General features: G+C 71.0%; 22 protein-coding genes and 2 pseudogenes. 11 read left to right on the top strand and 13 right to left on the bottom strand.

Features of this window, described 5'->3' with window-relative positions; genetic code table 11:
• Positions 1 to 79: 79 nt before the first annotated feature.
• The 3 genes from iolC to WMI84_RS00110 all read right to left on the bottom strand — a co-directional run bounded on the left by iolC (position 80) and on the right by WMI84_RS00110 (position 3176).
• Complete coding sequence (gene iolC / locus WMI84_RS00120) at positions 80 to 1045, bottom strand: 5-dehydro-2-deoxygluconokinase (protein WP_347349955.1); 966 nt, start codon at positions 1043 to 1045, stop codon at positions 80 to 82.
• 113 nt (positions 1046 to 1158) lie between these two features.
• Positions 1159 to 2478 (bottom strand): MATE family efflux transporter, encoded by a 1320-nt coding sequence (locus WMI84_RS00115; RefSeq protein ID WP_347349954.1) that lies wholly within the window; start codon positions 2476 to 2478, stop codon positions 1159 to 1161.
• Positions 2475 to 3176, bottom strand: coding sequence for a DNA alkylation repair protein (locus WMI84_RS00110; RefSeq protein ID WP_347349953.1), 702 nt, complete (start codon positions 3174 to 3176; stop codon positions 2475 to 2477). The genes WMI84_RS00115 and WMI84_RS00110 overlap by 4 nt, the downstream gene beginning before the upstream one ends.
• A 186-nt stretch (positions 3177 to 3362) precedes the next feature.
• Between WMI84_RS00110 and WMI84_RS00105 the strand changes: the two genes are divergently transcribed.
• Positions 3363 to 3755: a DUF202 domain-containing protein gene (locus tag WMI84_RS00105; RefSeq protein WP_347349952.1), complete on the top strand. Its 393-nt coding sequence runs from the start codon at positions 3363 to 3365 to the stop codon at positions 3753 to 3755.
• Positions 3752 to 4096, top strand: a complete 345-nt coding sequence (locus tag WMI84_RS00100) for a DUF202 domain-containing protein (protein ID WP_347349951.1) — start codon at positions 3752 to 3754, stop codon at positions 4094 to 4096. Before WMI84_RS00105 ends, WMI84_RS00100 begins: the two co-directional genes overlap by 4 nt.
• Before the next feature lie 31 nt (positions 4097 to 4127).
• On the opposite strand, the gene WMI84_RS00095 is transcribed toward WMI84_RS00100, so the two are convergent.
• Positions 4128 to 4400 (bottom strand): DUF2277 domain-containing protein, encoded by a 273-nt coding sequence (locus WMI84_RS00095; protein ID WP_347349950.1) that lies wholly within the window; start codon positions 4398 to 4400, stop codon positions 4128 to 4130.
• Between the two features lie 556 nt (positions 4401 to 4956).
• Here WMI84_RS00095 and dnaB point away from each other — a divergent pair.
• Positions 4957 to 7878, top strand: a complete 2922-nt coding sequence (gene dnaB, locus WMI84_RS00090; RefSeq protein WP_347349949.1) for a replicative DNA helicase — start codon at positions 4957 to 4959, stop codon at positions 7876 to 7878.
• Between the two features lie 511 nt (positions 7879 to 8389).
• On the opposite strand, the gene WMI84_RS00085 is transcribed toward dnaB, so the two are convergent.
• The 4 genes from WMI84_RS00085 to WMI84_RS00070 all read right to left on the bottom strand — a co-directional run bounded on the left by WMI84_RS00085 (position 8390) and on the right by WMI84_RS00070 (position 10385).
• A complete protein-coding gene (locus WMI84_RS00085) occupies positions 8390 to 8884 on the bottom strand; it encodes a tetratricopeptide repeat protein (protein WP_347349948.1) in 495 nt (164 codons plus the stop codon).
• Positions 8885 to 9081: 197 nt separating this feature from the next.
• Positions 9082 to 9327: a DUF6290 family protein gene (locus WMI84_RS00080; protein WP_347349947.1), complete on the bottom strand. Its 246-nt coding sequence runs from the start codon at positions 9325 to 9327 to the stop codon at positions 9082 to 9084.
• Entirely contained in the window at positions 9311 to 9634 is a 324-nt protein-coding gene (locus tag WMI84_RS00075; protein WP_347349946.1) for a hypothetical protein, read from the bottom strand. Before WMI84_RS00075 ends, WMI84_RS00080 begins: the two co-directional genes overlap by 17 nt.
• Positions 9635 to 9797: 163 nt before the next feature.
• Positions 9798 to 10385 carry a tyrosine-type recombinase/integrase gene (locus WMI84_RS00070; RefSeq protein WP_347349945.1) on the bottom strand — a complete coding sequence of 196 codons (588 nt, stop codon included), beginning with the start codon at positions 10383 to 10385 and terminating at the stop codon, positions 9798 to 9800.
• A gap of 65 nt (positions 10386 to 10450) precedes the next feature.
• Here WMI84_RS00070 and WMI84_RS00065 point away from each other — a divergent pair, with 65 nt between their 5' ends.
• The 4 genes and pseudogenes from WMI84_RS00065 (at position 10451) to WMI84_RS00050 (ending at position 14704) form a co-directional block, all read left to right on the top strand.
• Positions 10451 to 11212: a class I SAM-dependent methyltransferase gene (locus WMI84_RS00065; protein WP_347349944.1), complete on the top strand. Its 762-nt coding sequence runs from the start codon at positions 10451 to 10453 to the stop codon at positions 11210 to 11212.
• Between the two features lie 513 nt (positions 11213 to 11725).
• Positions 11726 to 12652, top strand: a pseudogene (locus tag WMI84_RS00060) (IS1595 family transposase); the annotation flags it as partial.
• A 180-nt stretch (positions 12653 to 12832) separates the two neighbouring features.
• A pseudogene (locus WMI84_RS00055) lies at positions 12833 to 14182 on the top strand (MFS transporter); the annotation flags it as partial.
• 78 nt (positions 14183 to 14260) lie between these two features.
• Entirely contained in the window at positions 14261 to 14704 is a 444-nt protein-coding gene (locus tag WMI84_RS00050) for a cyclophilin-like fold protein (protein ID WP_347350004.1), read from the top strand.
• Positions 14705 to 14799: 95 nt separating this feature from the next.
• On the opposite strand, the gene WMI84_RS00045 is transcribed toward WMI84_RS00050, so the two are convergent.
• From WMI84_RS00045 to WMI84_RS00030, 4 genes are read right to left on the bottom strand one after another with little or no spacing between them, the layout of a single operon-like run.
• Positions 14800 to 15369, bottom strand: a complete 570-nt coding sequence (locus WMI84_RS00045) for a DapH/DapD/GlmU-related protein (RefSeq protein WP_347349943.1) — start codon at positions 15367 to 15369, stop codon at positions 14800 to 14802.
• 42 nt (positions 15370 to 15411) lie between these two features.
• Entirely contained in the window at positions 15412 to 15990 is a 579-nt protein-coding gene (locus WMI84_RS00040) for a PQQ-dependent sugar dehydrogenase (protein ID WP_347349942.1), read from the bottom strand.
• Positions 15912 to 16520 carry a PQQ-dependent sugar dehydrogenase gene (locus tag WMI84_RS00035; protein WP_347349941.1) on the bottom strand — a complete coding sequence of 203 codons (609 nt, stop codon included), beginning with the start codon at positions 16518 to 16520 and terminating at the stop codon, positions 15912 to 15914. Before WMI84_RS00035 ends, WMI84_RS00040 begins: the two co-directional genes overlap by 79 nt.
• Positions 16521 to 16550: 30 nt before the next feature.
• Positions 16551 to 17033, bottom strand: a complete 483-nt coding sequence (locus WMI84_RS00030; RefSeq protein WP_347349940.1) for an alpha/beta hydrolase — start codon at positions 17031 to 17033, stop codon at positions 16551 to 16553.
• A gap of 307 nt (positions 17034 to 17340) precedes the next feature.
• Between WMI84_RS00030 and WMI84_RS00025 the strand changes: the two genes are divergently transcribed.
• From WMI84_RS00025 to WMI84_RS00015, 3 genes are all read left to right on the top strand, one after another.
• Complete coding sequence (locus WMI84_RS00025; protein ID WP_347349939.1) at positions 17341 to 17829, top strand: DUF6326 family protein; 489 nt, start codon at positions 17341 to 17343, stop codon at positions 17827 to 17829.
• Positions 17830 to 17940: 111 nt separating this feature from the next.
• A complete protein-coding gene (locus tag WMI84_RS00020) occupies positions 17941 to 19077 on the top strand; it encodes a histidine kinase (RefSeq protein WP_347350003.1) in 1137 nt (378 codons plus the stop codon).
• Positions 19074 to 19721 (top strand): response regulator transcription factor, encoded by a 648-nt coding sequence (locus WMI84_RS00015; protein WP_347349938.1) that lies wholly within the window; start codon positions 19074 to 19076, stop codon positions 19719 to 19721. The genes WMI84_RS00020 and WMI84_RS00015 overlap by 4 nt, the downstream gene beginning before the upstream one ends.
• Before the next feature lie 147 nt (positions 19722 to 19868).
• On the opposite strand, the gene WMI84_RS00010 is transcribed toward WMI84_RS00015, so the two are convergent.
• Positions 19869 to 20675 (bottom strand): hypothetical protein, encoded by an 807-nt coding sequence (locus tag WMI84_RS00010; RefSeq protein ID WP_347349937.1) that lies wholly within the window; start codon positions 20673 to 20675, stop codon positions 19869 to 19871.
• 406 nt (positions 20676 to 21081) lie between these two features.
• Between WMI84_RS00010 and WMI84_RS00005 the strand changes: the two genes are divergently transcribed.
• Entirely contained in the window at positions 21082 to 22287 is a 1206-nt protein-coding gene (locus WMI84_RS00005; protein ID WP_347349936.1) for a trypsin-like peptidase domain-containing protein, read from the top strand.
• The last annotated feature ends 640 nt before the right edge of the window (positions 22288 to 22927 follow it).

The raw sequence follows: 22927 nt of genomic DNA, 5'->3' as shown, positions 1-22927 counted from the left end.
TCGAGGATCTCCCGCGAACTCCCCTCCGGGTCCAGGTCACGCTCCCCTTCCGGCCCGGGTCACGCTCGGCCCGGCAGGGTCAGGAGAACTCGTCCTGCAGGCCCACGTCGTCCAGGAGCCGGTCGACCTCGGCCGCCGTCGGCATGGCCGTGGAGGCCTCGGCCCGCGAGGCGACGATCGCCCCGGCGATGCTCGCGAAGCTCAGCATCCGGCGCAGGTCCCAGCCGCTGAGCAGACCGTGCACGAGCGCCCCGCCGAAGGCGTCCGACGAGCCGAGCCCGCTGACCACCTCGGTCGGGAAGGCGGGCACCTCGACCTGTGCCTCGCGCGACATCGCCAGCACCCCGAGCCGACCCCGTTTGACGATGACCAGTTCGAGACCGTGCGCGAACAGGGCCTCGGCCGCGGCCCACGCGTCGGCCTTGCCGGTGACCATCGCGCACTCCGCGGCGGTCCCCACGACCGTGGTCACCTTCGGCAGGGCCCCCTGGAGCTGCTCGGCGGCGGCGGCCGGGGAGGACCAGAACGGCTCGCGGTAGTCCAGGTCGAGGATGGTCCACTGCGCCCGACCGCGTGCGTCCCAGGCGGCGTGCTGCGCGGACCGGCTCGGCTCCTGCGAGAGCCCGGTGCCGGTCGCCCAGAAGACGCGGGCCGCACGGATCGCCTCCAGCGGCAGGGATCCCGGCTGGATCAGGAGGTCCGGTGCCGTCGGGTAGCGGTAGAAGACGAGCGGGAAGTGGTCGGGCCGGTAGATCTCGCAGAACGTCAGCGAGGTGGGGGTGGGGTCCTCCACCGTGGTGAGGAACTCGGTGTCGACGTCGAGCCGGAGCAGCTCCGAGCGGATGAACCGGCCGAAGGCGTCGTCACCCACCCGGCTGATGAGGGCGACGCGACGCCCGTACCGGGCTGCCGCCACCGAGACGTTGGCCGCGCTCCCGCCGAGGAAGCGTTCGAAGGTCCGGACTACCTCGAGTGGCACGTCGTGCTGCTGTGGGTAGAGGTCGACGCCCACCCGTCCCATCGTGACCAGGTCGTATGGTGTCACGTCGCGCTCCTCTCGGACCGTCTCCGACCATGCCCCACAATCCCATCACGATTCACCCGCCTCGGCGGGCCCGGGACCGCTTGGGATACCTCACAGTCGTGGTGCGGCCGGGCTCAGGCGCCGAGGCGCATCCAGCCGTCCTGCCGCGCCCGCCAGCCGAGCACGACGGCCCGCAGCGCCATCAGCGCGGTGAACGCGACCCAGAGGATCACGACGTCGTGCCGGGGCGAGCCGGTGGAGCCGGCCGCGCGCACCCACAGCACGATCGGCAGGTACCCGACCAGCGCCACGACGTAGCCCCAGGCCAGCCAGGTGCCGTCGCCGGCGCCGATCAGCACGCCGTCGAGCACGAACACGTAGCCCGACACCGCCTGCCCGAGCCCGACGACGACCAGGGCCGCGGCCAGCGCGGTCCGGACGTCGGGCTCCGGGGTGAACAGCGCCGGTATGACGCTGTGCCCGGCCACGACGAGCAGGCCGAGTCCCAGCCCGCCCCAGACGCCCCAGCGGACCATGGTGCCCATGGCGGTCCGGACGGCCCCGCGGTCGCCGGCCCCGAGGGCGCGCCCGGTGATCGCCTGGGCCGCGATGGCCAGGGCGTCGAGGGCGAAGGCGAGGAACGACCAGCACGTCATGGCGACCTGGTGGGCGGCCAGGGTCACCTCGCCCATCGAGGCAGCGACCCAGGTGGTCAGCAGCAGGGTGGCCCGCAGCGCGAGGGTGCGCACCAGCAGTGGCGCCCCGGTGCGGGCCGCGGCCAGCACCCGGCCCGGGTGCGGTCCGAGCGGGGCCCGCAGCACCCGGGCCTGGCGCACCAGCACGAGCGCGAGCGCGGCCGCCATCCCGGTCTGGGCGATCACCGTCCCCCAGGCCGAGCCGGCGATGCCCCAGCCGAGCCCGTAGACCAGCCCGATGTTGAGGACGACGTTCGCGCCGAAGCCGAGGACCGACACGGCCAGCGGTGTCGTGGTGTCCTGCAGCCCGCGCAGCACGCCGGTCACGGCGAGCACGACGAGCATCCCCGGCAGCCCGGGCGCGGACACCCGCAGGTACGTGGCCGCCTGGGCCAGCACCTCGGGACCGGCACCGAAGAGCGCGCAGATCGGCTCGGCCCACACCGCGACGGCGCTCGCGGTCGGCACGCCGAGCCCGACCGCGAGCCAGCAACCGTCGACACCGGCCGCCACCGCCGCGCGCCGGTCGCCGGCGCCGAGGTGACGCGCGACGACGCTGGTCGTCCCGTAGGCCAGGAAGACGAACACCCCGGAGGCGGTCAGCAGCGCGGTGCTGGCGATGCCGAGCCCGGCCAGCTCGGCCGTGCCGAGGTGGCCCACGATCGCGGAGTCGGCCAGCAGGAAGAGCGGCTCGGCCACCAGCGCGAGGAACGCCGGTACCGCGAGGCGGAGGATCTCGCGCCGGTGGTCGCTCGTCACGCAGGCGCACCGACGCGCTTGAGCGCCTCCCGCCGGGACAGCTGGGACAGGCCGGGGTGCCGGTGGACGAAGCGCAGCACCCATCCCGGCGCGACCCGGGCGTGGTCCCGCAGCGCCCAGCCGATCGCCTTGCGGACGAAGAACTCCGGGTCTGCGACGTTCGGTGCGATGACGTCGGCGAGCAGGTCCTCGTCGAGCCGCGCGCCGGCCCCGACCTGGCAGAGGATCGCTGCGCGGCGCACCCACACCGAGTCGCTGCGTGCCCAGCTGCGGATCCGGTCGGACTCGGCACCGGGCGTCGCGAGCAGCGTGTCACGCACCAGGTGCGTGGCGATGTCGTCCACGACGTCCCACCAGGCTCCCTCGCGGATCAGCCGCTCCCACAGGGCCATTCCCTCGGCACCGAGCCAGCCGCGGTAGGGGCGGTGCCGCGCGAGGGCGAGAGCGGCATACCACTGCTCGCGGTGGGTGGCCCGCGACCAGAGGGCCTCGATCGTGGCGAGCCACTCCTCTGGCGAGCCCATGGCCACCTCGCGCAGCACGGGCGTGAGGGCGCGCTTGAGCTCCGGGCTCGTCAGGCCGTGGTAGGGCATCGCGGACTTCATGTAGCGCTGCTGCCCGACCGCGCGCACCGGGTCGGCGCGCTGCGTGAGCGCGGCCTGCACGGCCGCGACGAAGGCCTCGTTCGCGCCGGTCACGGTGCACAAGGTAGCGCGTGGCCCCGACGCGGGCACGGGCAGGGTGGGCGGTCTCGTCGCGCCACCGGTATGCCGCCGTGTCGCCTCCGCGCCCCACGGCCCCGGTAGGGCGGGGCGGGGCCGGGCAGCGGGCCGGGGGTGGTGGGCGTCCCGCGCCCGGCACCCTCGATCCCCTAGCCTGCCGACATGACCGGTGACGCGCACGAGGTGCCGCGCAGCCGGCTGGCGCGGTGGCTGCTGCCCGGCGGCGCCGAGCCGGACCCGCGGTTCACGCTGGCCAACGAGCGCACCTTCCTGGCCTGGATCCGCACCGGGATGGCGCTGATCGCCGGCGGGATCGCGATCGAGGGCTTCCTGGCCGACACGCTGGTCACCCCGCTGCGGACCGTGTTCGTCATCGGGCTGCTCGTGCTGGGCCTTCTGGTCAGCGTCGGCGCCGGGCTGCGCTGGCTGCGGGTGGAGCGGGCGATGCGGGAGAAGACCCCGCTGCCGTTCCCCGTGCTCGTGCCGCTGCTGGCCGTCGGCGGGGCGCTGGCGGCGGCGCTCGTGCTGGTCATCGTCTTCACCCTGTGGCGATGAAGGGCTCGGTCTGGCACGACCGCGACGACCCGGGTCTGCAGCCGGAGCGCACCGAGCTGGCCTGGCAGCGCACGATGGTCAGCTTCCTGGCCGGGTCGCTGCTGCTGATGCGCTTCGTGGACCGCTTCGGCGTGGTGGTGCTGGCGATGGTCGCGATCGCCTGCGTCAGCGCGGGCTACATCCTGCTCGGGACCCGGCGGCGGACCCGGCAGATCGCACCGCGCTTCCCGCACGCCCCGGTGCCGCTGGCCCTGTCCGAGGTGCTCGTGGTGACCGCGGCGACGCTGCTGCTCGGCGCGTTGGGCCTGTGGGTGGTCCTCGACCTCGCGCTCACGACCTGACCTGGCCCGGACCGGGTGTACCGGGCCGCCGTCAGGCGGTGCCGAAGCGGAGCCGGCTGCGCTCGCGGGCCCGGGCCGCCTCGACCTCGCGGTTCCTCGGCGGGGCGCTGGTGGTCAGGTGCTCCAGCAGGTGCGCGGTGGCGTGCGCGACCGCCTCGACGGCCTCGTCGAAGGCCGGCTGGTTGGCCCGGCTGGGCCTGGCGCTGCCGCTGACCTTGCGGACGTACTGGAGCGCCGCCGCACGCACCTCCTCGCTGGTCGCGGGAGGCTCGAAGTTGTGCAGCTGGCGGATGTTCCGGCACATGCGACCACGGTAGACCGGGCCCGGGCGCACCGGATCGGGCCGCTGCGCACCGCCTGCAGGCAACCCGGCGAGACCCCGGCCCGCGCGGCCGGCTCGGCACCGCCCGGGGCGGACCTGACCGGGCCGGGCAGAACCGCGAGGTGCGGAGCCGCCGACGCGTCCAACCCGCGGAAAGCACGTCGTGCGGGCCGAGCGGGAGGAGGTGGGCGGCATACGGAACCGTCGGCAGGAACGTGCGGGAGCAGGTTCCGGGTCATGCCCCTGTGGACAACGCACAGCCCCCGAGAGATTTCGGTCCACAGGCAGTGGACATCGTTCTTGCAGGTTGCTGAGCACAAACCGGTGTGACCTGGGCCACAACCCACAGTTGTGCACACACCTTCTCCACAGCTGTTGACGGCGTGTCGGACGAACTTTCCACACCTTGTCCACAGGCCGAATTGCCACCCCGAGCAGCCCGGTCCTAGCGTGAGGGCCGCCCCCGCCGGGCCACTGTCACCGGTCGGTGCTGGAGTGGGGGAGTCAGGGGCCGTTGTCACATCTGCGAGGGGGATCTGTGTCGCTCGACGAGCTGAGCACGAGTGCGTTCGCCGGGTCGGCGCGCGGCGACGGACCCCCGGACGACCGGCTCCCCCCGCAGGACGTCGGTGCCGAGCAGTCGGTGCTGGGCGGCATGCTCCTGTCGAAGGACGCGATCGCCGACTGTGTCGAGGTGCTCAAGGGCACCGACTTCTACCGCCCGGCGCACGAGGTCGTCTACGACGCGATCCTCGACCTGTACGGCCGCGGCGAGCCGGCCGACGCAATCACCGTCTCCGACGAGCTGACCAAGCGCGGCGACCTGACGCGCATCGGCGGGCAGGCCTACCTGCACCAGCTCATCGCCTCGGTGCCGACCGCGGCCAACGCGGGCTACTACGCGCAGATCGTGGCCGAGCGGGCGGTGCTGCGCCGGCTGGTCGAGGCCGGCACCCGGATCGTGCAGCTCGGCTACGCGCAGGGCGGCGGCGACGTCGAGGACATCGTCAACGCGGCCCAGGCCGAGGTCTACTCCGTGTCCGACACGCGCGGCGGCGAGGACTACCACGCCATCGGCGAGCTGATCGAGGCCACCGTCGACGAGATCGAGGTGGCGACCGGACGGTCGGGCGAGATGACCGGCGTGCCCACCGGGTTCACCGACCTCGACTCGCTGACCAACGGGCTGCACCCGGGCCAGATGATCGTGCTGGCCGCGCGCCCGGCGATGGGCAAGGCCCTCGCGCTCGACACGCCGCTGCCCATCCCCGGGGGCTGGACGACGATGGGCTCGGTCGCCGTGGGCGAGCTCGTCCTGGGCGGCGACGGCCGGCCGACCCGGGTCGTCGCGGCGACCGACGTGATGCACGGGCGCCCGTGCTGCCGGGTCGAGCTGTCCGACGGGGCGGTCATCGTCGCCGACGAGCAGCACCAGTGGGCCGTCTCGCTCGACGGCGGCCCCACACGCGTGGTGACCACCGCCCAGGCCCGGTATGCCGCCCAGCGGGGTCGCGTCGTGACGATCGAGCGGGCGCCCGGCCGGGGCGTGCGTCGGGTCGGCCCGGCGCAGTGGAAGGTCGAGTCTGTCACGCCCTGCGGCTCGGTGCCGGTCCGTTGCATCGAGGTGGCCGCCGCGGACCACCTGTACCTGGCGGGCGAGTCGCTGGTGCCCACGCACAACTCGACGCTCGGCCTCGACGTGGCGCGCACCGCGGCGATCAAGCACAAGCTGGCCTCGGTGGTGTTCTCGCTCGAGATGAGCCGCACCGAGATCACCATGCGGCTGCTGTCGGCCGAGGCCGGCATCCAGCTGCAGCACATGCGCAAGGGCACGATGCGTGAGGAGGACTGGACCCGCCTGGCCTCGACGATGGCGCGGGTGTCGGACGCGCCGTTGTTCATCGACGACTCGCCGAACATGTCGCTGATGGAGATCCGGGCCAAGTGCCGCCGACTCAAGCAGCGCAGCAACCTCAAGCTGGTCGTCATCGACTACCTGCAGCTCATGTCGTCGGGTAAGCGGGTCGAGTCGCGCCAGCAGGAGGTCTCGGAGTTCTCCCGGGCGCTCAAGCTGCTGGCCAAGGAGCTCGAGGTGCCGGTCATCGCGATCTCGCAGCTCAACCGCGGCCCGGAGCAGCGCACCGACAAGAAGCCGCAGATGAGCGACCTGCGCGAGTCGGGGTGCCTGACCGGTGAGACGCGGATCCTGCGGGCCGACACCGGCGCGGAGATGTCGATCCGCGAGCTGCTCGACGAGTTCGAGCGCCACCCCGGGCACGAGGTGCCGGTGTGGGGCCTGGACGAGTCGCTGCGGCACGTCATGCGCCCGATGACCGCGGTGTTCCCGACGGGGGTGCGTTCGGTGTTCCGGCTCACCCTCGCGTCGGGCAAGCAGGTCCGCGCGACCGACAACCACCCGTTCCTGACGGTGGCCGGCTGGGCGCCGCTCGGCGAGCTGCGCGCGGGGGAGCGGGTGGCGGTGCCGCGGCATGTCCCGGCGCCGGAGGAGTTCGAGCAGGTGCTGGAGGACCGCGACCTGCGCACCGGTGCGCAGCTCCTCTCGTCGCGGACGAAGGACCGGCCCGGCCGTCGGCTCGAGCGGCTCGGCTGCACGATCGGCTTCGACGTGGTGCCGATGGCGCAGCGGTCCCTCATGCCCGATATCGCCTCCTTCCCGAAGCGGCAGATCGCGCTGCTGCTCGACGCGCTGTGGGCGCTCGACGGGGAGATCGCCGTCGACGAGGCTTCGCGTGAGGGGCGGGTCGTGCTGCGGCACGCCTCGCGCCGGCTGCTGGAGGACGTGTCGCGCCTGCTGCTGCGCTTCGGGATCTCGACGGTGCTGCGTGGGGGGTGCGGGGCCGGCTGGTCGCTGGACGTGGCCGGGGTCGACGACCAGCGCCGTTTCCTGCAGGAGATCGCGGTGCACTCCGGGCGCTCGGCCGCCGCGGAGTCGCTGCTGCGGATCGTGCGGGAGCGCTCCGGGCCGGAGGCCTCGCAGGTGGGGGCCCCGCAGGCGGGGGCCGCGTCCGAGGGCCGGGGCCGGGTCACGGTGCGCCCCGAGGACCTCGAGGCGGACCTGGTCGGAGGTGAGGCGGGCCTCGACCTGGAACGGATTGCAGAGCTGTTCGACAGCCTCGAGCTCGACCTGGAGGCGGCCAACGACGTCCTGTGGGACGAGGTGGTCGCGATCGAGCCGGACGGCGTCGAGCAGGTCTACGACGCGACCGTGCTCGGCACCCACAACTTCATCGCGAACGGCGTCACCGTGCACAACTCCATCGAGCAGGACGCGGACATGGTGATCCTGCTGCACCGCGAGGCGGCCTACGAGAAGGACTCACCCCGGGAGGGCGAGGCCGACCTGATCGTGGCGAAGCACCGCAACGGCCCGACCGACACGATCACGGTGGCGTTCCAGGGCCACTACAGCCGGTTCACGAACATGGCGAGTGGGTTCTGAGGTGGTGGCGCCAAACTCGAGCCCTGCTGCATCAGGTCGACCCTGGCTGGGCCGCCTATGTAACATAAACGGAACATTATTCTCAGCGGCTCTTTCTAAACGTCCGCTTATGCCGGCCACCGGCCGCCGCGGAGTCATGTCTCCCCACTCCGGCCGCGCCCATGGGCGCCGAAGTGGAGCCTGTGCCGGTCTGAACCGCATCCTGAGGCGTCGCCCGCCAAGACAGGCCAAGCCAGACCGGGTGGCAACACGATGATCTCATCGACCGTCAGGCCGCCACCCGGCAGGAACGGTACCACGCCTCCATGACCGATGGGTCCCGCCGGCCGCCCGGTCTAGCCGACCGTGCACCGACGACCCAAGCACGGTCCGGGAAGAGAGAGCATCCATGCGCACCAGTACGCCTGCGCCGAAGGCCGCAGCCCCTTGCCCGAATCGTGTCGGGCAAGAGCACACCCCTCCACGATTGCCGTGCTGACCGCCACGCCTTCGAGTCACCGATTGGGGATGGTCAACTGGGGCGGAACTCCTCGGCATCAGCCGGTTGATCGGGCTCACAAAGGCGCTCTTCGAGCCGCTGCAGCCCGCCCCTGATCATGCGGCCATAACCGTCGTCCGGCAGCATGTCGACAGCCGCTCGCCCCGCAGCCAGGTGCTGGCGTGCCTGGTCGTAGTCGCCGAGCTTGCGGTAGCACTCACCCAGGTTCAAGTACAGCGAGGGGTAGAACCCCTCCACTGAACTCACCCCTGCGGCTGCGGCTCGCTCGTCGCTGACCATGTCAGCTGCCTCCAGCGCCCGACGGTCCCACAGCAGCTCGTCCTGTACGTCGTCTTGGACATCGGCCATACAGTGGGCCAGCGCGCATCGGTGGAAGGGATCACCGCGTTCGCCGCCGATCTCCTCCCACACCTCGGCGAACAAGCCGCGGGCGGCTTCCCGATCGCCGCGCTGACTGAGTTCGATCCCTTCGCCCACTCGCTTCATGATCAGGTCCTGATCCGCCACACTCGTCGCCTCTCTGCTCGGTGTGACAGAGACCGTAGCCTCCAGCGCCGACACGCGCGGACGGACGAGAGTCGCACGACGAGCCGTCCGCAAGCGGATCGTCACGCGGAGCGTGACCAGTAGTGCAGGATCCCGCGACCGGGACGGCTTCATGGCGGTCGCGTATTGACACGTCATTGGCGGCGGAGTGGGGCGGGTCAGGCCGAGCGTTCGTTGTCTAGTCGTTCGAGAATCCAGGACCGGACGAGGGTTGAGGCTGGTAGGTGCTTGGCGGCCGCGACTCGTTGGACGTCGGCCTCCTCTTCGGCGCTGAGGCGGACGGAGTAGACCTTTTCGCGGTTCGGACGTCGACCAGTCGCGCCCGCGGGGTAGGCGGCCTCCTTGGTCGTTTCGGACTCGCGGCGGAGCCGTTCAGCCAGTGCTGGGTCAATCTTCTTGGCCATGGTCGTCTCCTTGCTGGTACATGTTCATGTCGGCCCCAGTCGCGGGCCAGGCGTTGATGCCGTGGAGGTCGCCATCGAGGTCGCGGTAGGCGATCACGACGATGACTCGCTGGGCTGATGGTGAGTGGCCGATGAACCGGGAGGCGCCCATCCGCGACTTGGGGTCTGGTTCGAGGGCCAAGAGATCGACATCGGCCATGACCTCCTGGGTCCAGTCCGGCTCGATGCCCACGCCGTCGGGGTACCGTTCTCCGCGGGCGAGGATGTAGGCGATGGCATCGAGGTCCCACTGGATCTGTTCGCCCACGCCATCAGTGTACGTCCTCGTGCGACGATGTAGTACATTCTCTTTCTTCCGCGGACCGCTCAGACTCCGACGATGTAGCGCTGAGGAAGTGCACGCCGTGCGGTCGACGTTGCCATGACCCTTCCCCACAGTGGGCGGTGTCGACGCAGTTGTGCGCCAGGGTTCAGATGCCCGCGACGTAGGCGGTGAGGAAGTGGACGCCGTGTCGGTCGAGGTTGCCGCGGGCTCGGTCGTAGTGCTCGGTGGTTCGGGGGTCGGCGTGTCGGGCAAGGATTTGTGCGTCCCGCAGCGGAACCCCGGCGTCCAGGGCGTTGGTGATCGCGGCATGCCGCAGCGAGTGCGGGCTGATGTGCCGCGGGATGCCGGCGGTCTTAGCGATCCGGGCGACCATCCGGTAGACGTCGCGTCGGTCGACTGGCCGACCGGAGAGCGGCCGCAGGATCAGGGGCCCGCTGGACCGCTCGCCGCGGCAGGCTTCCAGCGCGCGCAGCACCGGGACAGTCACCGGCATCGTGGCCGGCTTGTTGCCCTTACCGACCAGGTGCAGCACCCGGTACCCGCGCAGGGTGTCGGCGTAGTCCTCGATCCGCACGGCGGCCTCGGAGGCGCGCAGGGCGTTGATCCCGAGGAGGTAGGCGAGAGCGCCATGGTGGACGGTGATCGTCTGGGCGACCTGCAGGAACCTGATCAGCTCGAGCCGGTCCAGGCCCTGGTGCGGGACTCGTCCCGGTGGACCTTCGACAAGCGGCACGCCGATAGCCAACCCTCGTGGTCCGGAACACGAGGCGGTGGCCTGCGTTGTGTTTGGATCCTGACGTGGACGACGCGACCCTGCTGAGATCATGGCGCACCCGCTTCGCCGAGCCGACCACGGGCTGGAGCTTCGAGGTCTTCGGCGACTCCATAACCGCGGACGAACTGCCGTGGTCCTACCCGGACCTCGCGCGGGCGGCGCTGTGTGGGGCGCGATCAGCCCTCGACATCGGCACGGGCGGTGGAGAAGTGCTCCTCGGCCTCGCAGACGCGCTCCCCAATGACACCGTCGCCACCGAAGGTTGGGCGCCCAATCTGCCATTGGCGAAGGACGCGCTCGCACCCCGTGGAATCGAGGTCGTCCACTACGACGCAGAAGGACCCGATCCGCCTTTGCCGTTTGCCGACGGCCGATTCGACGTCGTGCTCGACGGCCACGAGGCCTACGTCGCCAGCGAGATCGCCCGCGTGCTGCGCCCTGGGGGCCGGTTCGTGACTCAACAAGTCGATGGTCGCGATTTCGAGCAGACGCACGCTCTGTTCGGCAGCGAGAACGCCTACGTACATGTGACCTTGGACCGGTTCCGTGAGGACGCCGAGACCGCGGGGCTTGAAGTCGTCGAGGCGCACGACTGGCAGGGCACCATGTGGTTCGACGACGTCGCAACTCTGGTGTCGTACCTGCGTATGGTGCCGTGGGAAGTTCCCGACGACTTCACCCCTGATGCCTACGCTGGCCCGTTGCTGCGGCTTCACCATTCGTGCTCAGACCTCGCGTTCTCGCAGCGTCGATTCGCGTTGGTGTGTCGTCTGCCTCGACGATGAGTGTCGCCCCAAGGGCTGGCCCCTACATGGTCGCCTTGGCCAGATGAGGCTCGGAGGCCTCGGAACGAGGCGTAAGCCCGTCCAAGGATCGGCACGCTCCGCGTACCGATGGGCACGCGGAGCCGTGCCGGTGCGGGACCCGCTTCCGGACGTGACATCGGAGCCCAGCCAGCATGACGGGTCCGGCGGGATGCAGCGGGCGCTCTCTGCACCGCGCGGATGCGGGCAATCCGGTGCGAACCTGTCATGGCATTTGCGTCTGATCGACTCAACTTTCTTGACTCGTGTTGCCATTGGCTGGTGCGGTGAGGTTCAGTGAGCCGACCTCGTTCCTCGCATGGAAGGCCGGCGATGACCGACCCGGCGAACACCGCGACGGCAGCCGACCGGCGCAATGCCCGCTGGTATCTGACCGGGCTGGGGTTTTCCCTGGTCGGCGACAGTGCGCTGAGCCTGGTTGCCGGCATTTGGGCGAGTGGGTTATCCATTTGGCTGCCGGGTCTTGGGTAGCCTGTGGACGTGCCGTCGCGTGGTGTGCACTACCCGGGGTCTTATGCGGAGTTGAGGGCGTGGTTCCCCGACGATGAGGCGTGCATGGACTACTTGGACTGGCTGCGCTGGCCTGCCGGTCCGGTGTGTCCGCGCTGTGCGCGAGCCGGGACGAGGGTCGCTCGGGGTCGGGTGTGGCGCTGCGGCCGCTGTGACAAGCGGGTCTCACGGACGGCGGGCACGATCTTTCAGGACACTCGCACACCGTTGACGGTCTGGTTCGCGGCCGGGTGGTACATGACCGCTGACCCGGGTGGGGTCTCGGCGCTGACGATGCAGAAACTGCTTGGGCTTGGCTCGTACCAGACGGCGTGGACGATGCTGCATCGGTACCGCACAGCGATGGTCAGGCCCGGCCGAGAGGTACTCACCGGCCGGGTCGAGGTCGATGAGACGTTCATCGGCGGCGAGCAGCCCGGCCCGCGCGGACGAGGCGCGCTGGGCAAGAGCCTGGTGGCGATCGCGGTCGAGCTGCGCGAGCCGCGCGGGTACGGGCGGGCCCGGATGAGCGTCATCCCCAACGCGGAAGCGGCCTCGCTGCACGAGTTCCTCGTAGCGACAGTCGAACCCGGCGCAACTGTGGTCACCGACGGGTGGCCGTCCTACCGTCCGGCGTGCCGGGACTGGTTCGTGCACGAACCGCACCCGGTCGCGGGATCGGGCCAGCAGGCCAACGAGCTGCTACCGGCGGTGCACCGCGTCGCCGCGCTGGCCAAGCGCTGGCTACTGGGCACCCACCAGGGCCGCGTCGACCCGGCGCACCTGCAGTCCTACCTGGACGAGTTCACCTTCCGCTTCAACCGGCGACACTCACGCGCCCGGGGCATGCTCTTCTACCGGCTGCTGCAGTACGCGGCCGCGGCGCCACCGTTGACCTACAGGCAGCTCGTGGCCAACCCGAGCCCGAAGAAGACCAAGCCGACCGGCGTGTCCGGCCCCCGTTCCCGGCCCAGCAGCCTCGCCGGCCCGCCCGCAGACCGCCCCTGGCGCGCTACGACCACGCTCGAGTAGCCCAGTTCCCCTGAGGCGCCAACGACCCGGCAGTCAAATGGATAACCCACTTGGGCGAAATCGCTGACCGGCAGCAGCGCGGTCGCGAGCCTGGTCATGGCATGCATCTACCTGCCGTCGCTACTGGGGCCGCTGGCCGGTTACCTGGTAGACCGGCTGCCGCGACAGCGGCTCATCGTGCTGCTCAACCTGTGCACCGCTGCCGTGGTCTGCACGCTGGTTCTGGTGCGCGACCGCGACCAGATCTGGCTGCTCCTGACGGCGATGACCGCCTACGGCACCTCTCTGGTGCTGCTCGGCCCGGCCGAGACCGCGCTGTTCACGCACACATTTCCCACGGCGCTACGCCAGCAGGTCAACGGATGACGGCTGGGCATGCAAGAGACCGGGCGCCTGCTGGCGCCCCCGGTCGGTGCCGGCCTGTTCACCGCCCTCGGCGGCGGCGCGGTCGCGCTGCTGGACGCCGCGACCTTCCTGATCGCGGCGGGCGCGACCAGCCGCCTACGATCACCACCCGAGCAGGCTCGACCACCCAGGAAACGGTGGTCTGTCGGGCTGCTGGCCGGATTCGCTCACGTCCGCGACACCCCACGGTTGCGTGTGATCGTGGCCGTCGCGGCGGTCATCATGGCGATCTCCGGGTTCGGAGTCGCGGCCCAGTTCAGCATGGTCACTGCTGTCGGCCGGCCACCGGCATACCTGGGTGTGTTCAGCGCCTTGCTCGGAGCCGGCTCGATCCTGGCCAGCTTGACCAGTTCCCGAGTGATCAACCGGTTCGGACTGGGGCCGCTGGCGCTGGCCGGCTTGGCAGCATTCACCATCGGCACCGCACTGCGGACCATGCCCACGCTGCCCACTACCTGGGCCGGGTCCATCGTGCTCGGCTTCGCCCTGCCTTGGGTGTTTCTGGCCGCCCTGACCGCGGCGCAGCAACTGACGCCGGACCACCTGCAAGGCCGTGTCGCCCCCGCGGGCCAGTGGGGCCCTGGGCACCCTCGCGGCTGCCCCTTCGCCTTCCCGGCCGCCTACTACCGCGACGGGGCGTTCTTCCCCTTTGAGCGCAACCACTTCGAGCGGGACGGCGGACTGGCCCGTGGCGGCACCAGACACCTTCGGACAACGTCCCTGACCCGGTCTGGGCCGCCGCTGCCGCTTTCACGGGCGTCGCCCTACTCGTCCTGCGACGCAGGCTGCCGGCAAGCCTATGGCTCATTGAGGACCGCGCACTCCCTCTGGCTCGTTCGGGGGTCGGACGGTGCCGTGGAACCCGCCGGTCGGGCGCCCCGCTGGTACACCTCGCGAGCGGGACTGTTCCGGGCTGGTGGAGTGCGGTCGAGTGGAAGGGAAGCAGATCAGACCGGTGAGGTGCTTCCTCACGACCCATCCGACAGGAGCCCTCAGATGTGTTGACCACGACGCCTCGTCACATCCGGGTGGCAGCCGCCCTCGGTATCGCAGCCCTCGGTCTCGCCGGCTGCACGCAGGGCTATCGACCTCGTCGACGACACTATCCACGGCAGGGCCGACCACCGGCTCCGGCGCCGCCTCGGACAACAGCGCCGCCACCATGACCGGGTCGACTCCGATCCGGCTTCGAGTCTGGGGCCGCACCATCGACGGCAGCCTCAACGACACCTCGACCGCCCGGGACCTGCTGGCACGGCTCCCGGTGACCCTCAGCTTCCGCAACCACGGCGGTCAGGAGAAGCTGGCCGACCTCGACCGCCCGTTGCAGATGGAGGGGGGCCCTCCGGTGACGACCCCGAGATCGACGACCTGGGCTACTACGCCCCGAACGCACGGGTCGTGCTCTACACGACGGATGTCGGCCGTTACGAAGGCATCGTGCGGATCGGGCGGATCGCCGCAGCCGTCATGGCGTGGCTCGCACAGCAGCCCGACGGCTTCCAGGTCACCATCGAGCGAGGCTGACACCCGGGGCGCATGCCACGGTGCCCGTCCAGAGAGCGGCCCCGACCGGAGCCTCCGGTCGGGGCTCTCCCTGTGCGATAACGAGGCCTCGTATCTCAGATCTCCTTGATGAAGCGGGCCGGTATGCCGCCCACGACCGTGTTCGCCTCGACGTCATGGGTGACGACCGCCCCCGCTGCAACGATGGCATTCTCGCCGACCGTGACGCCTGCGCCGATCGTCGCGCCGGCACCGATCCACGCCTTCCGGCAGATCCGCACCCCGGCGGTGATGACGCTGCGCCGCGTGGCCGGGTCGGCGGGGTGGTCGACCGACAGAATCGTCACGCGCGGGGCGATGAGGACGTCGTCCTCGAGGACGATCCCGCCGAGGTCGACGAAGAAGCAGTCGGCGTTGACGAAGACCCGCTCCCCGATCCAGATGTGCCGGCCGAAGTCGGACCGGAACGGTAGCGCGACCGATGCGGAGGCGGGCAGCGGCCGCCCGGTGAGCCGTTCGTATGCCGCGCTCACGGCCCGGCCGTCGTGGTAGCCGGTGTTGAGCTCGGCGAGAATCCGGGCGTTCTCCGCGACGATCCGGTCGATGACCCGGAAGGAGGGGCGGGTGAAGTCGTGAAAGCCGCCGTCGAGGCAGCGCTGCAGGATCTCGTCGTCGCCTTGCATCATGTGTAGTCCTGTCGTGATGGGGGTTGCGTGGTCGAGGCAGTGTCAGGCCGGCGGGTCGAGGCGCAGGATGCGGTCGTCGCGCGGGCCGGGCGTGCCGCGACCGTCGGTGTTGCTGGTGACGATCCACAGCGACCCGTCGGGCGCGACGACGGCGTCGCGCATCCGGCCGAGCTCACCGACGTAACGGGAGGTGGCCGCGGAGGGGTCGGCGGTCGGGACCGCCATGAGCCGCTGGCCACGCAGGTTCGCGATGTAGACGGTGCCACCGACGATGGCGATCCCGCTCGGGCTGGCCTCGGCAGGCGCCCACTGGGCTACCGGGTCGGTGAAGCCGGAGCGGTGGGCGAGGCCCTCGACGGCGAGCCAACCGTAGTTGCGTCCGGGTTCGATGATGTTGAGCTCATCCCACATGTTCTGCCCGAACTCGCTGGCGTACATCGTGCCGTCCGGTGTCCACGCGATCCCCTGCGGGTTGCGGTGCCCGTAGCAGTAGACCAATGATCCAGGGAACGGGTTGTCCTGCGGCACACCGCCGTCGGGGGTCAGCCGCAGGATCTTGCCCGAGAACGCGGAGCGGTCCCGGGCGGCGCTGGAGTTGCCCGCGTCCCCAACCGTCCGCAAAGAGCATGCCGTCGGGGCCGAAGGCGAGCCGGCCGCCGTCGTGGTAGCTCGCGGCCGGGATGCCGCCGAGCAGGCGCTGCGCGGGGCCCAGCCCGAACGAGCCGGGCGACCCGGTGATCGGGTAGCGCTCGATCGATCCGGTTCTCGTCGGCGGCGCTGGGGTAGACGTAGAGGCGGTTGTCGCGGATCGCGATGCCGAGCAGGCCAGCCTCGCCGCGGGGGGACACGCCCACGATCGTGGCCACCTCGCGGCTCCGGCCGGCCGCGTCGAGCTCGAGGATCCGGCCGGAGTCCCGTTCGGAGACGAATGGCGTCTGCCCGAGGAAGGCGACCGACCAGGGCGTCTCGAGCCGGTCGGCGACGACCGGCAGGTCGGCCACCGACCCAGCTGCTGAGGACGAGGTTGCGCTGGTGGCCGAGGACGGCGCCGACGAGGCGCCGCCGGGCTCGGGCGCGGTCGTGCAGCCGGCGACCGCCAGCACGGCCAGGACCGCGGTGGCCAGGACACGGGCGGAGCGGCGGTGGGTCATGTCGTGCTCCTCCTGCTCTCGTGCACGCGGTCAGCGGAGGTGCTCGGTGAAGAACGCCTCGAGTCGGTCGAAGGGAATGAGGGCCGTGTCGTCGTAGAGGTCGATGTGCCGCGCGCCGGGGACGACGACCTCCTCGGCGGCGCCGTCGGTCTTGGCCACGACCTCGTCGCTCATCCACTTCGAGTGCGCCCGGTCGCCGGTGACGACGAGGGCGGGCCGGGGCGCGATGTCCTCGAGGTTCCGCAGCGCGCCGAAGTTGATGTGCGCGGGGAAGCTCGTCAGGGTGAACGCCCCGATGGAACGCGGATGCCGGCCGCGGTCGTTGCTCTTGACGTAGTACTCGAAGAACTCCGCGGTGATCGGGTCGAGGCCCTCGGGCACCGTGTCGGGAAACTGCGGCTGCAGGGCCGGCTCGCCGCCGTCGACGTCGGCCCAGCGCTGCTTGGCAAGGTCGGCGAGCTGCGCGGCCCGGGCCTCGGCGGTCCCGGCACCCTCCCACCCATCGCGGTTCACTCCGCTGATGTCGAACATCGCGGACGTCGCGACGGCCTTGATGCGCGGGTCGATCGAGGCGGCCGAGAGGGCGAACCGCCGGAACCGCAGATACCGATGACCCCGATGCGCTCCCGGTCGACGAACGGCACCGTGCCCAGGAGTCGACGGCGGCGCTGAAGTCCTCGGCGAACAGATCGGTCGAAAGTACGGCCCACGGACCGTGCTTCGGGCGGGCCAGGTCGAGCCCTCAGGCCGATGACCCGCATGGACGAGGCCAGCCATCGTGGTGGAACCGACCATCCGACTGAGTCGAAGGAGCCACCACATGACCACCCCGACAGCGGCCCTCACCCCGCTCAAGGACCCGCAGGTCCCCATCCAGACGAGGCTCGCAGCAGCCTGGACCAGCTTCATGTTCCTCTACGTCTACGTCGACCTCCTCGGCCTCTACAAGCCGGGCGCGGTCGAGGACATCCTCAACGGCAAGGTCTTCACGTTCGACATCAGCCAGACCTTCGCGGTCAGTGCGCTCGCGGCCACATCGATCCCGGCACTCATGATCCTGCTCTCCATGACACTGCCCGCCCGAGCCAACCGCGCCACCAACCTCGTCCTGGCCACCCTCCTGATCCCCTACATGGCGTTCAACCTCGCCGGCGGGGAGTGGCTGTACTACTACGGTCTCGGCCTCACGATCGAGCTGGTCCTCCTCGCGTTCATCCTGCGTTCCGCCTGGACCTGGCCCCGCACGCCACCGGCATCGACCCCAGCCCCCGCCGCACCTCACCGGTCGCAGCTCCCGATGGGACGGTAGGCAGATGCGCTCGATCCGATCGGCCGGCCTGCCCCACAGCCAGGGTCGGCCGATCGGGTCGGCCTTTCGGTGGGTGCGCCGCTGAGTGTCCGTCCCTACGCTGAATCCGTGATGGCCGTATGGCGCTCCATCTGGCGCGAGCCGCGACCCGCTGACCCACCGCCGGTGGGTCGTCTCGACTGGCTGCTCGTCGGCGGGTTCGAAGCCGCCGCGCTGGTCGAGGGCATCGCCCGTCCGGGCCTCGCCGGGCAGCCCTTTGTCACCCTGCTCGCCATGGCGTTGATGCCCGTCCTCTTCTGGCGTCGGAGTCACCCGCTGCTTGCCTGCCTGGTCGGCTTCGGCGTCGCCGGGCTGCTCTCCGTCCTGCAGTACTCGACCCAGAGCGGCGAGCTCGGCCTCTTCTCGATGATGGTGATCCTGGTCCTGCTCTACTCCCTCGCGCGCTGGGGCTCGGGTCAGGAGATGACAGTCGGTATGCCGCTCGTGGCGGCGGTCGTCGCTCTGGGGATGTACGTCTCCTCGGCAGGGGCGGCCGAGGTCGTCTACGGCAGCCTCTTCCTGCTGCTCTTCGTCGCCCTCGCGGCAGTGTTCCGATATCGCGCCGCCCTCTGGCGTCGACAACGAAGCGAGATCCGCAACCAGGAGCGGCTGGCACTGGCGCGCGAGCTTCACGACACCGTGGCCCACCATGTCTCGGCCATCGCGGTTCAGGCCCAGGCCGGCGGCGTGGTGGCCGGCACGCAGCCTCAGCAGGCGGCCCAGATTCTCGCCGCGATCGAGTCCGAGGCATCGCGGACCCTGGCGGAGATGCGGGCCGTGGTGCGCGTGCTCCGTGAGGACGACTGGGGCGCCCACTCGCCCCGGTTGGGGGTCGCGGACCTGTCCGGCCTGGCACGCACCGACGCGACCCCTGCCGTCGAGGTGTCGGTGGCCGGGTCGGTGACGCGGTTGCCCGGACCCGTGGATGCCGCGATCTACCGGCTCGCCCAAGAGGCCCTGACCAACGCCTTGCGGCATGCGCGGAGCGCGACCCGCGTCGACATCGACGTCCGCCGTGCCGGCGACGTGGTCCGGCTGCGTATCGCCGATGATGGACTGACCCATCCGGGGCCGGGTGCCGAGCCCGGGTTCGGCTTGACCGGGATGGCCGAACGCGCCCAGCTCCTCGGCGGATCCCTCCGCGCCGGGCCGGGGCCCGAGGGCGGCTGGGTGGTCGAAGCCGTCCTCCCAGCAGGGGCTCCGGCGTGAGCATTCGCGTCGTCGTGGCCGACGACCAGGACCTCGTCCGGACCGGGCTCGTCATGATCCTCGGTGCGCAACCCGACCTCGAGGTCGTGGGGGAGGCCGCTGACGGGCCGGGCGCGCTCGACGTGGCGACCCGGCTGCGACCCGATGTCCTCCTCGTGGACATCCGGATGCCCGGACTCGATGGCGTGGAGGTGACCCGGCGCCTGGCCGGGCCGGACGTGGCGGACCCGATCGCGGTCGTCGTCATCACGACCTTCGATCTCGACGAGTACATCCTTGGTGCCCTGCGCGCCGGTGCTCGCGGGTTCCTGCTCAAGGACGCCGGACCGGACCTGCTCGTCCAGGCCATCCACGCCGCGGCCAACGGGGACGCGTTGATCGCCCCCAACGTCACCCGTCGGCTGCTGGCCACCTTCGCCGACCACGCGCCAGGGTCACCGATCCAACCTGTCGACCCGCTCACCGAACGCGAGGAGGAAGTGCTGGTGCTGGTTGCCCGCGGCCGTACCAATGCCGAGATCGCCGCGGAGCTGTTCATCAGCCTGAGTACGGTCAAGACCCACGTCGCCTCGCTGATGGCCAAGCTCGATGTCCGCAACCGGGTGGAGATTGCGATGTGGGCCCACCACACCAAACGCGTGTGAGCCCGTCAGGTGGATCGGAGGCCCACACCCACTGTGACCGACTCGCCTGGATGGTGGCTGACGAGGAGGACCGGATGCAAACCACATCGAGTCGGCGCCGAGGGCAACCGGCAGCCGTGACGGCACTAGCTCGCCCGATGGGCTGCCTCATCGAGGACGCGCCGCACCCATTCGGAACGAGAGGCTCCAGCACGTCTGGCCGCCTCGGTCACAGCTTCGTCGAGTTCGCGGGGCAGGCGGACGCGCAGCAGCGGGGACTCGCCGCTGCCCGACAGTGAGGGAAGCCCTCGGCCACGTCGGGAGCTGGGGGCGAGACGCTGCACGCGGGCCCTCGCTTGCGCCGCCGTTGCGGACCACTCGTCCTGAGGCGCCACGTCGCCTGCCGCTGGGGCCGTGCGCCAGTTGGTCGGTTCCCAGCCGAGCCCGGGTGTACGAGTGGGCGACGACCTGCAGGCCGATGACGAGCAGACCCAGCACGCCCTCGGTCCCGAGTGCGATCACCCGCTGCCACCACGTGAGGGGGACGCGTCGGACCGCCGTCGCTGCGAGGATCACGAGCGAGGCGGCCATCGCGATCGTCGAGGCGAGCAGCGCGGCGTCGGCATCCCAGCCGGTCAGTGCGGCGATGGTGAGAAAGACGAACGGCAGGACGACGGCGCTGAGTGCGCCGAACGTCGAGTACACGGTGTGGCCCAGCTCGACGAGGGAAATCATCCGTTCGTGCGTGACGAGGTGGGCGATGACGTCGGAGGTGAAGACCGCCAGCACCGTTCCGGCGAGCGTCACACCGAGCGTCGTCATCGCCTGCGCCGGGTCGACCTGTCCATGGGCGCGGACCGCGACGCTCACGGACAGTGCCGCGAACACCAGGTAGATGCTCTCGCGCAGGCGCTTGGCTCGCTCCTCGGGTGGCAGGTCGGCTCGTCTCGCCTGACGGCGTGATTCGGCAGCCATGTTCCTCCTGTGGGTGACGGAAGGTGGCCGTGGAAGACTGCGCGCACGCGGCGTCCGTCCGCCCGCGCGAACATCGTGACCGCAATGTCGTCGGCGACGTCGACGCCCGTCGTGGCGAACCGCCGCCGTCGGCCCAGCCGCAGCAGCCTGACGGGGCTGCGGGAGTCGATCAGCGCGATGCTCTCGGCTGGTCGGTCGTAGGCCACCCTCCGATGCTACGCACCACGCGTGTGCGCGGTGGGTGGGTGAGCGGCATACCTGCTGGGGCGCCGGACAACCGGCATGCTCGCTCCACCAAGCAGACGAATCGCACAGCAAACACACAACCAGCCCGTAGTCCACTGATCACCTGCAGGCGTGATCTGGAGATGGCACAACCACGTGCCGCTGATCTTCAGGACTTGCCATGACGTACTCGAACCCTCGCCGACTCACCCGTATCGCGGCGCTCGGAGTGGTGGCTGCTCTCGCCGCCGCTGCCGGCGCCGGTCTCGAGGCCCACGCCGCAGCGCCGTCGACGGCCGCCGTCGGCTCGACCGCACCGGCCAGCTCGTACCGGGGCTCCGGCGCGGGCAGCCAGTCGGTCGCCGGCCACGGGTATGGCGGCTGGGGTGGCCGGTACGGCTACGACGGGTCCGGTGGCGCCGGCGGCTCAGGTGGGTCCGACGGCGCCGCCGCGGAGACACCCGCCCTGCAACCCGCGACGCAGGCCACGGCCGCCCAGACCGTCGGGGTCGTCGACATCCTGACCACGGTCGACTACGGCCGGGCCGAGGCTGCCGGCACCGGCATCGTGCTCACCAGCAACGGCCGGGTCCTGACGAACAACCACGTCATCGACGGAGCGACCTCGATCACTGCCGTCGACCTGAACACCGGCCGGCGCTACGGCGCCACCGTCGTCGGCGACAGCCCGACCAACGACGTGGCGGTCCTGCAGCTGAAGGGCGCCAGCGGCCTGAACGTCGCGCCGCTCGGTGACTCGGACACCGTCGCCGTCGGCCAGTCGGTCACCGGGGTCGGCAACGCGAGCAACGCCCCCGGCACGGCGGCCGCCACCGGCAAGGTCACGGCGCTCGGGCAGTCGATCACCGCCACCGACGAGGACAGCACCGACGCCGAGCAGGTCACCGGACTGATCCGGACGAGCACCGACATCCAGCCCGGTGACTCCGGCGGGCCGCTGCTCAGCTCGTCCGGCCAGGTCGTCGGCATGGACACCGCCGCCGCCACCGACCCGCGCACCGGGGCCACCGTGGCCGGCTACGCGATCCCGATCGACCACGCCGTCGCGGTCGCCGACCAGATCGTCGCCGGGGTGTCCAGCTCGACGATCCAGCAGGGCGTTCCGGCCTTCCTCGGCGTCCAGCTGCTGCCGGGTGAGTCGACCACGATCCAGGGCGTCATCCCCGACACGGCCGCGGCGCGTCTCGGCCTCGCCCCCGGTGACACGATCACCGAGATCGGCGGCCAGGCGGTCTCCAGCCAGCCCGAGGTCGAGACCGCCCTCACCGTGCGCCGGCCCGGACAGCAGGTGTCCGTCGGGTGGGTCGACGCCACCGGGACCGCGCACCACGGCACGGTGACCCTCGGCGCGGGGCCGGCCGCCTGACGCCAGCCCGTATGCCGCTCAGCGAGCCGGGTGCTCCCGGCTCGCTCGCGCACGCGACACCCTGGCCCGGCCGAGAGCCGACCCCACGGCAGCGCCTGGGCGCCCACTTTCGGACCGCGGTCCGGTCAAGCACCGGCAGGCGCCGCGTCGTGCGTGGTTGGTGTCGCCCTGACGATGCAAACCACGCACAGTCCCCGTGGTTGACGACGCAAACCACGCACAGTCCGGACCTGACGACGGTCGTCGGTGGGTTCGAGGGGTCGCGGGGCACCCACTATCGGGCCGTGGTCCGATTGTCGGTGTGCCCTGCAACGGCCGGGCCGGTTCGAGTCGACTCCGAGCAGGGCCGGCCGGCCGCCCGTCAACAGGGCCCGGCACGCGAGCCGCGCAGGCCCCGGCGACAATGAGGTCGACCCCCACCTTCGCGGAACGGCGACCCCCGGCGATCACGCTGCACCGAAGGCGGCCGCGGGTCACCACCCACCGGCACGACCGGCTTGGCGAAGGGAGCCGAGCCCCTCAGGGTCGGGCAGCCCCGGACCCGGGCCGCCACGGCTCGTGCTCGTGGGCCAGCCACACCAAAGCAGGGTCGAGCGCGCGCACCAGCAGCTGGCCCTCGGTCCGCGGCTCGTCGAGCTCG

The sequence above is a fragment of the Intrasporangium sp. genome (genome assembly GCF_039812505.1).
Taxonomy (GTDB): Bacteria; Actinomycetota; Actinomycetes; order Actinomycetales; family Dermatophilaceae; genus Intrasporangium_A.
This window is presented reverse-complemented; position numbering and strand designations above follow the sequence as displayed.

Coding starts and splice junctions, on each gene's coding strand:
- WMI84_RS00105 (WP_347349952.1), top strand. CDS start 3,363: ATGACCGGTGACGCGCACGAGGTGCCGCGCAGCCGGCTGGCGCGGTGG.
- WMI84_RS00100 (WP_347349951.1), top strand. CDS start 3,752: ATGAAGGGCTCGGTCTGGCACGACCGCGACGACCCGGGTCTGCAGCCG.
- WMI84_RS00095 (WP_347349950.1), bottom strand. CDS start 4,400: ATGTGCCGGAACATCCGCCAGCTGCACAACTTCGAGCCTCCCGCGACC.
- WMI84_RS00080 (WP_347349947.1), bottom strand. CDS start 9,327: ATGGCCAAGAAGATTGACCCAGCACTGGCTGAACGGCTCCGCCGCGAG.
- WMI84_RS00045 (WP_347349943.1), bottom strand. CDS start 15,369: ATGATGCAAGGCGACGACGAGATCCTGCAGCGCTGCCTCGACGGCGGC.
- WMI84_RS00035 (WP_347349941.1), bottom strand. CDS start 16,520: ATGACCCACCGCCGCTCCGCCCGTGTCCTGGCCACCGCGGTCCTGGCC.
- WMI84_RS00025 (WP_347349939.1), top strand. CDS start 17,341: ATGACCACCCCGACAGCGGCCCTCACCCCGCTCAAGGACCCGCAGGTC.
- WMI84_RS00020 (WP_347350003.1), top strand. CDS start 17,941: ATGGCCGTATGGCGCTCCATCTGGCGCGAGCCGCGACCCGCTGACCCA.
- WMI84_RS00010 (WP_347349937.1), bottom strand. CDS start 20,675: ATGGCTGCCGAATCACGCCGTCAGGCGAGACGAGCCGACCTGCCACCC.
- WMI84_RS00005 (WP_347349936.1), top strand. CDS start 21,082: ATGACGTACTCGAACCCTCGCCGACTCACCCGTATCGCGGCGCTCGGA.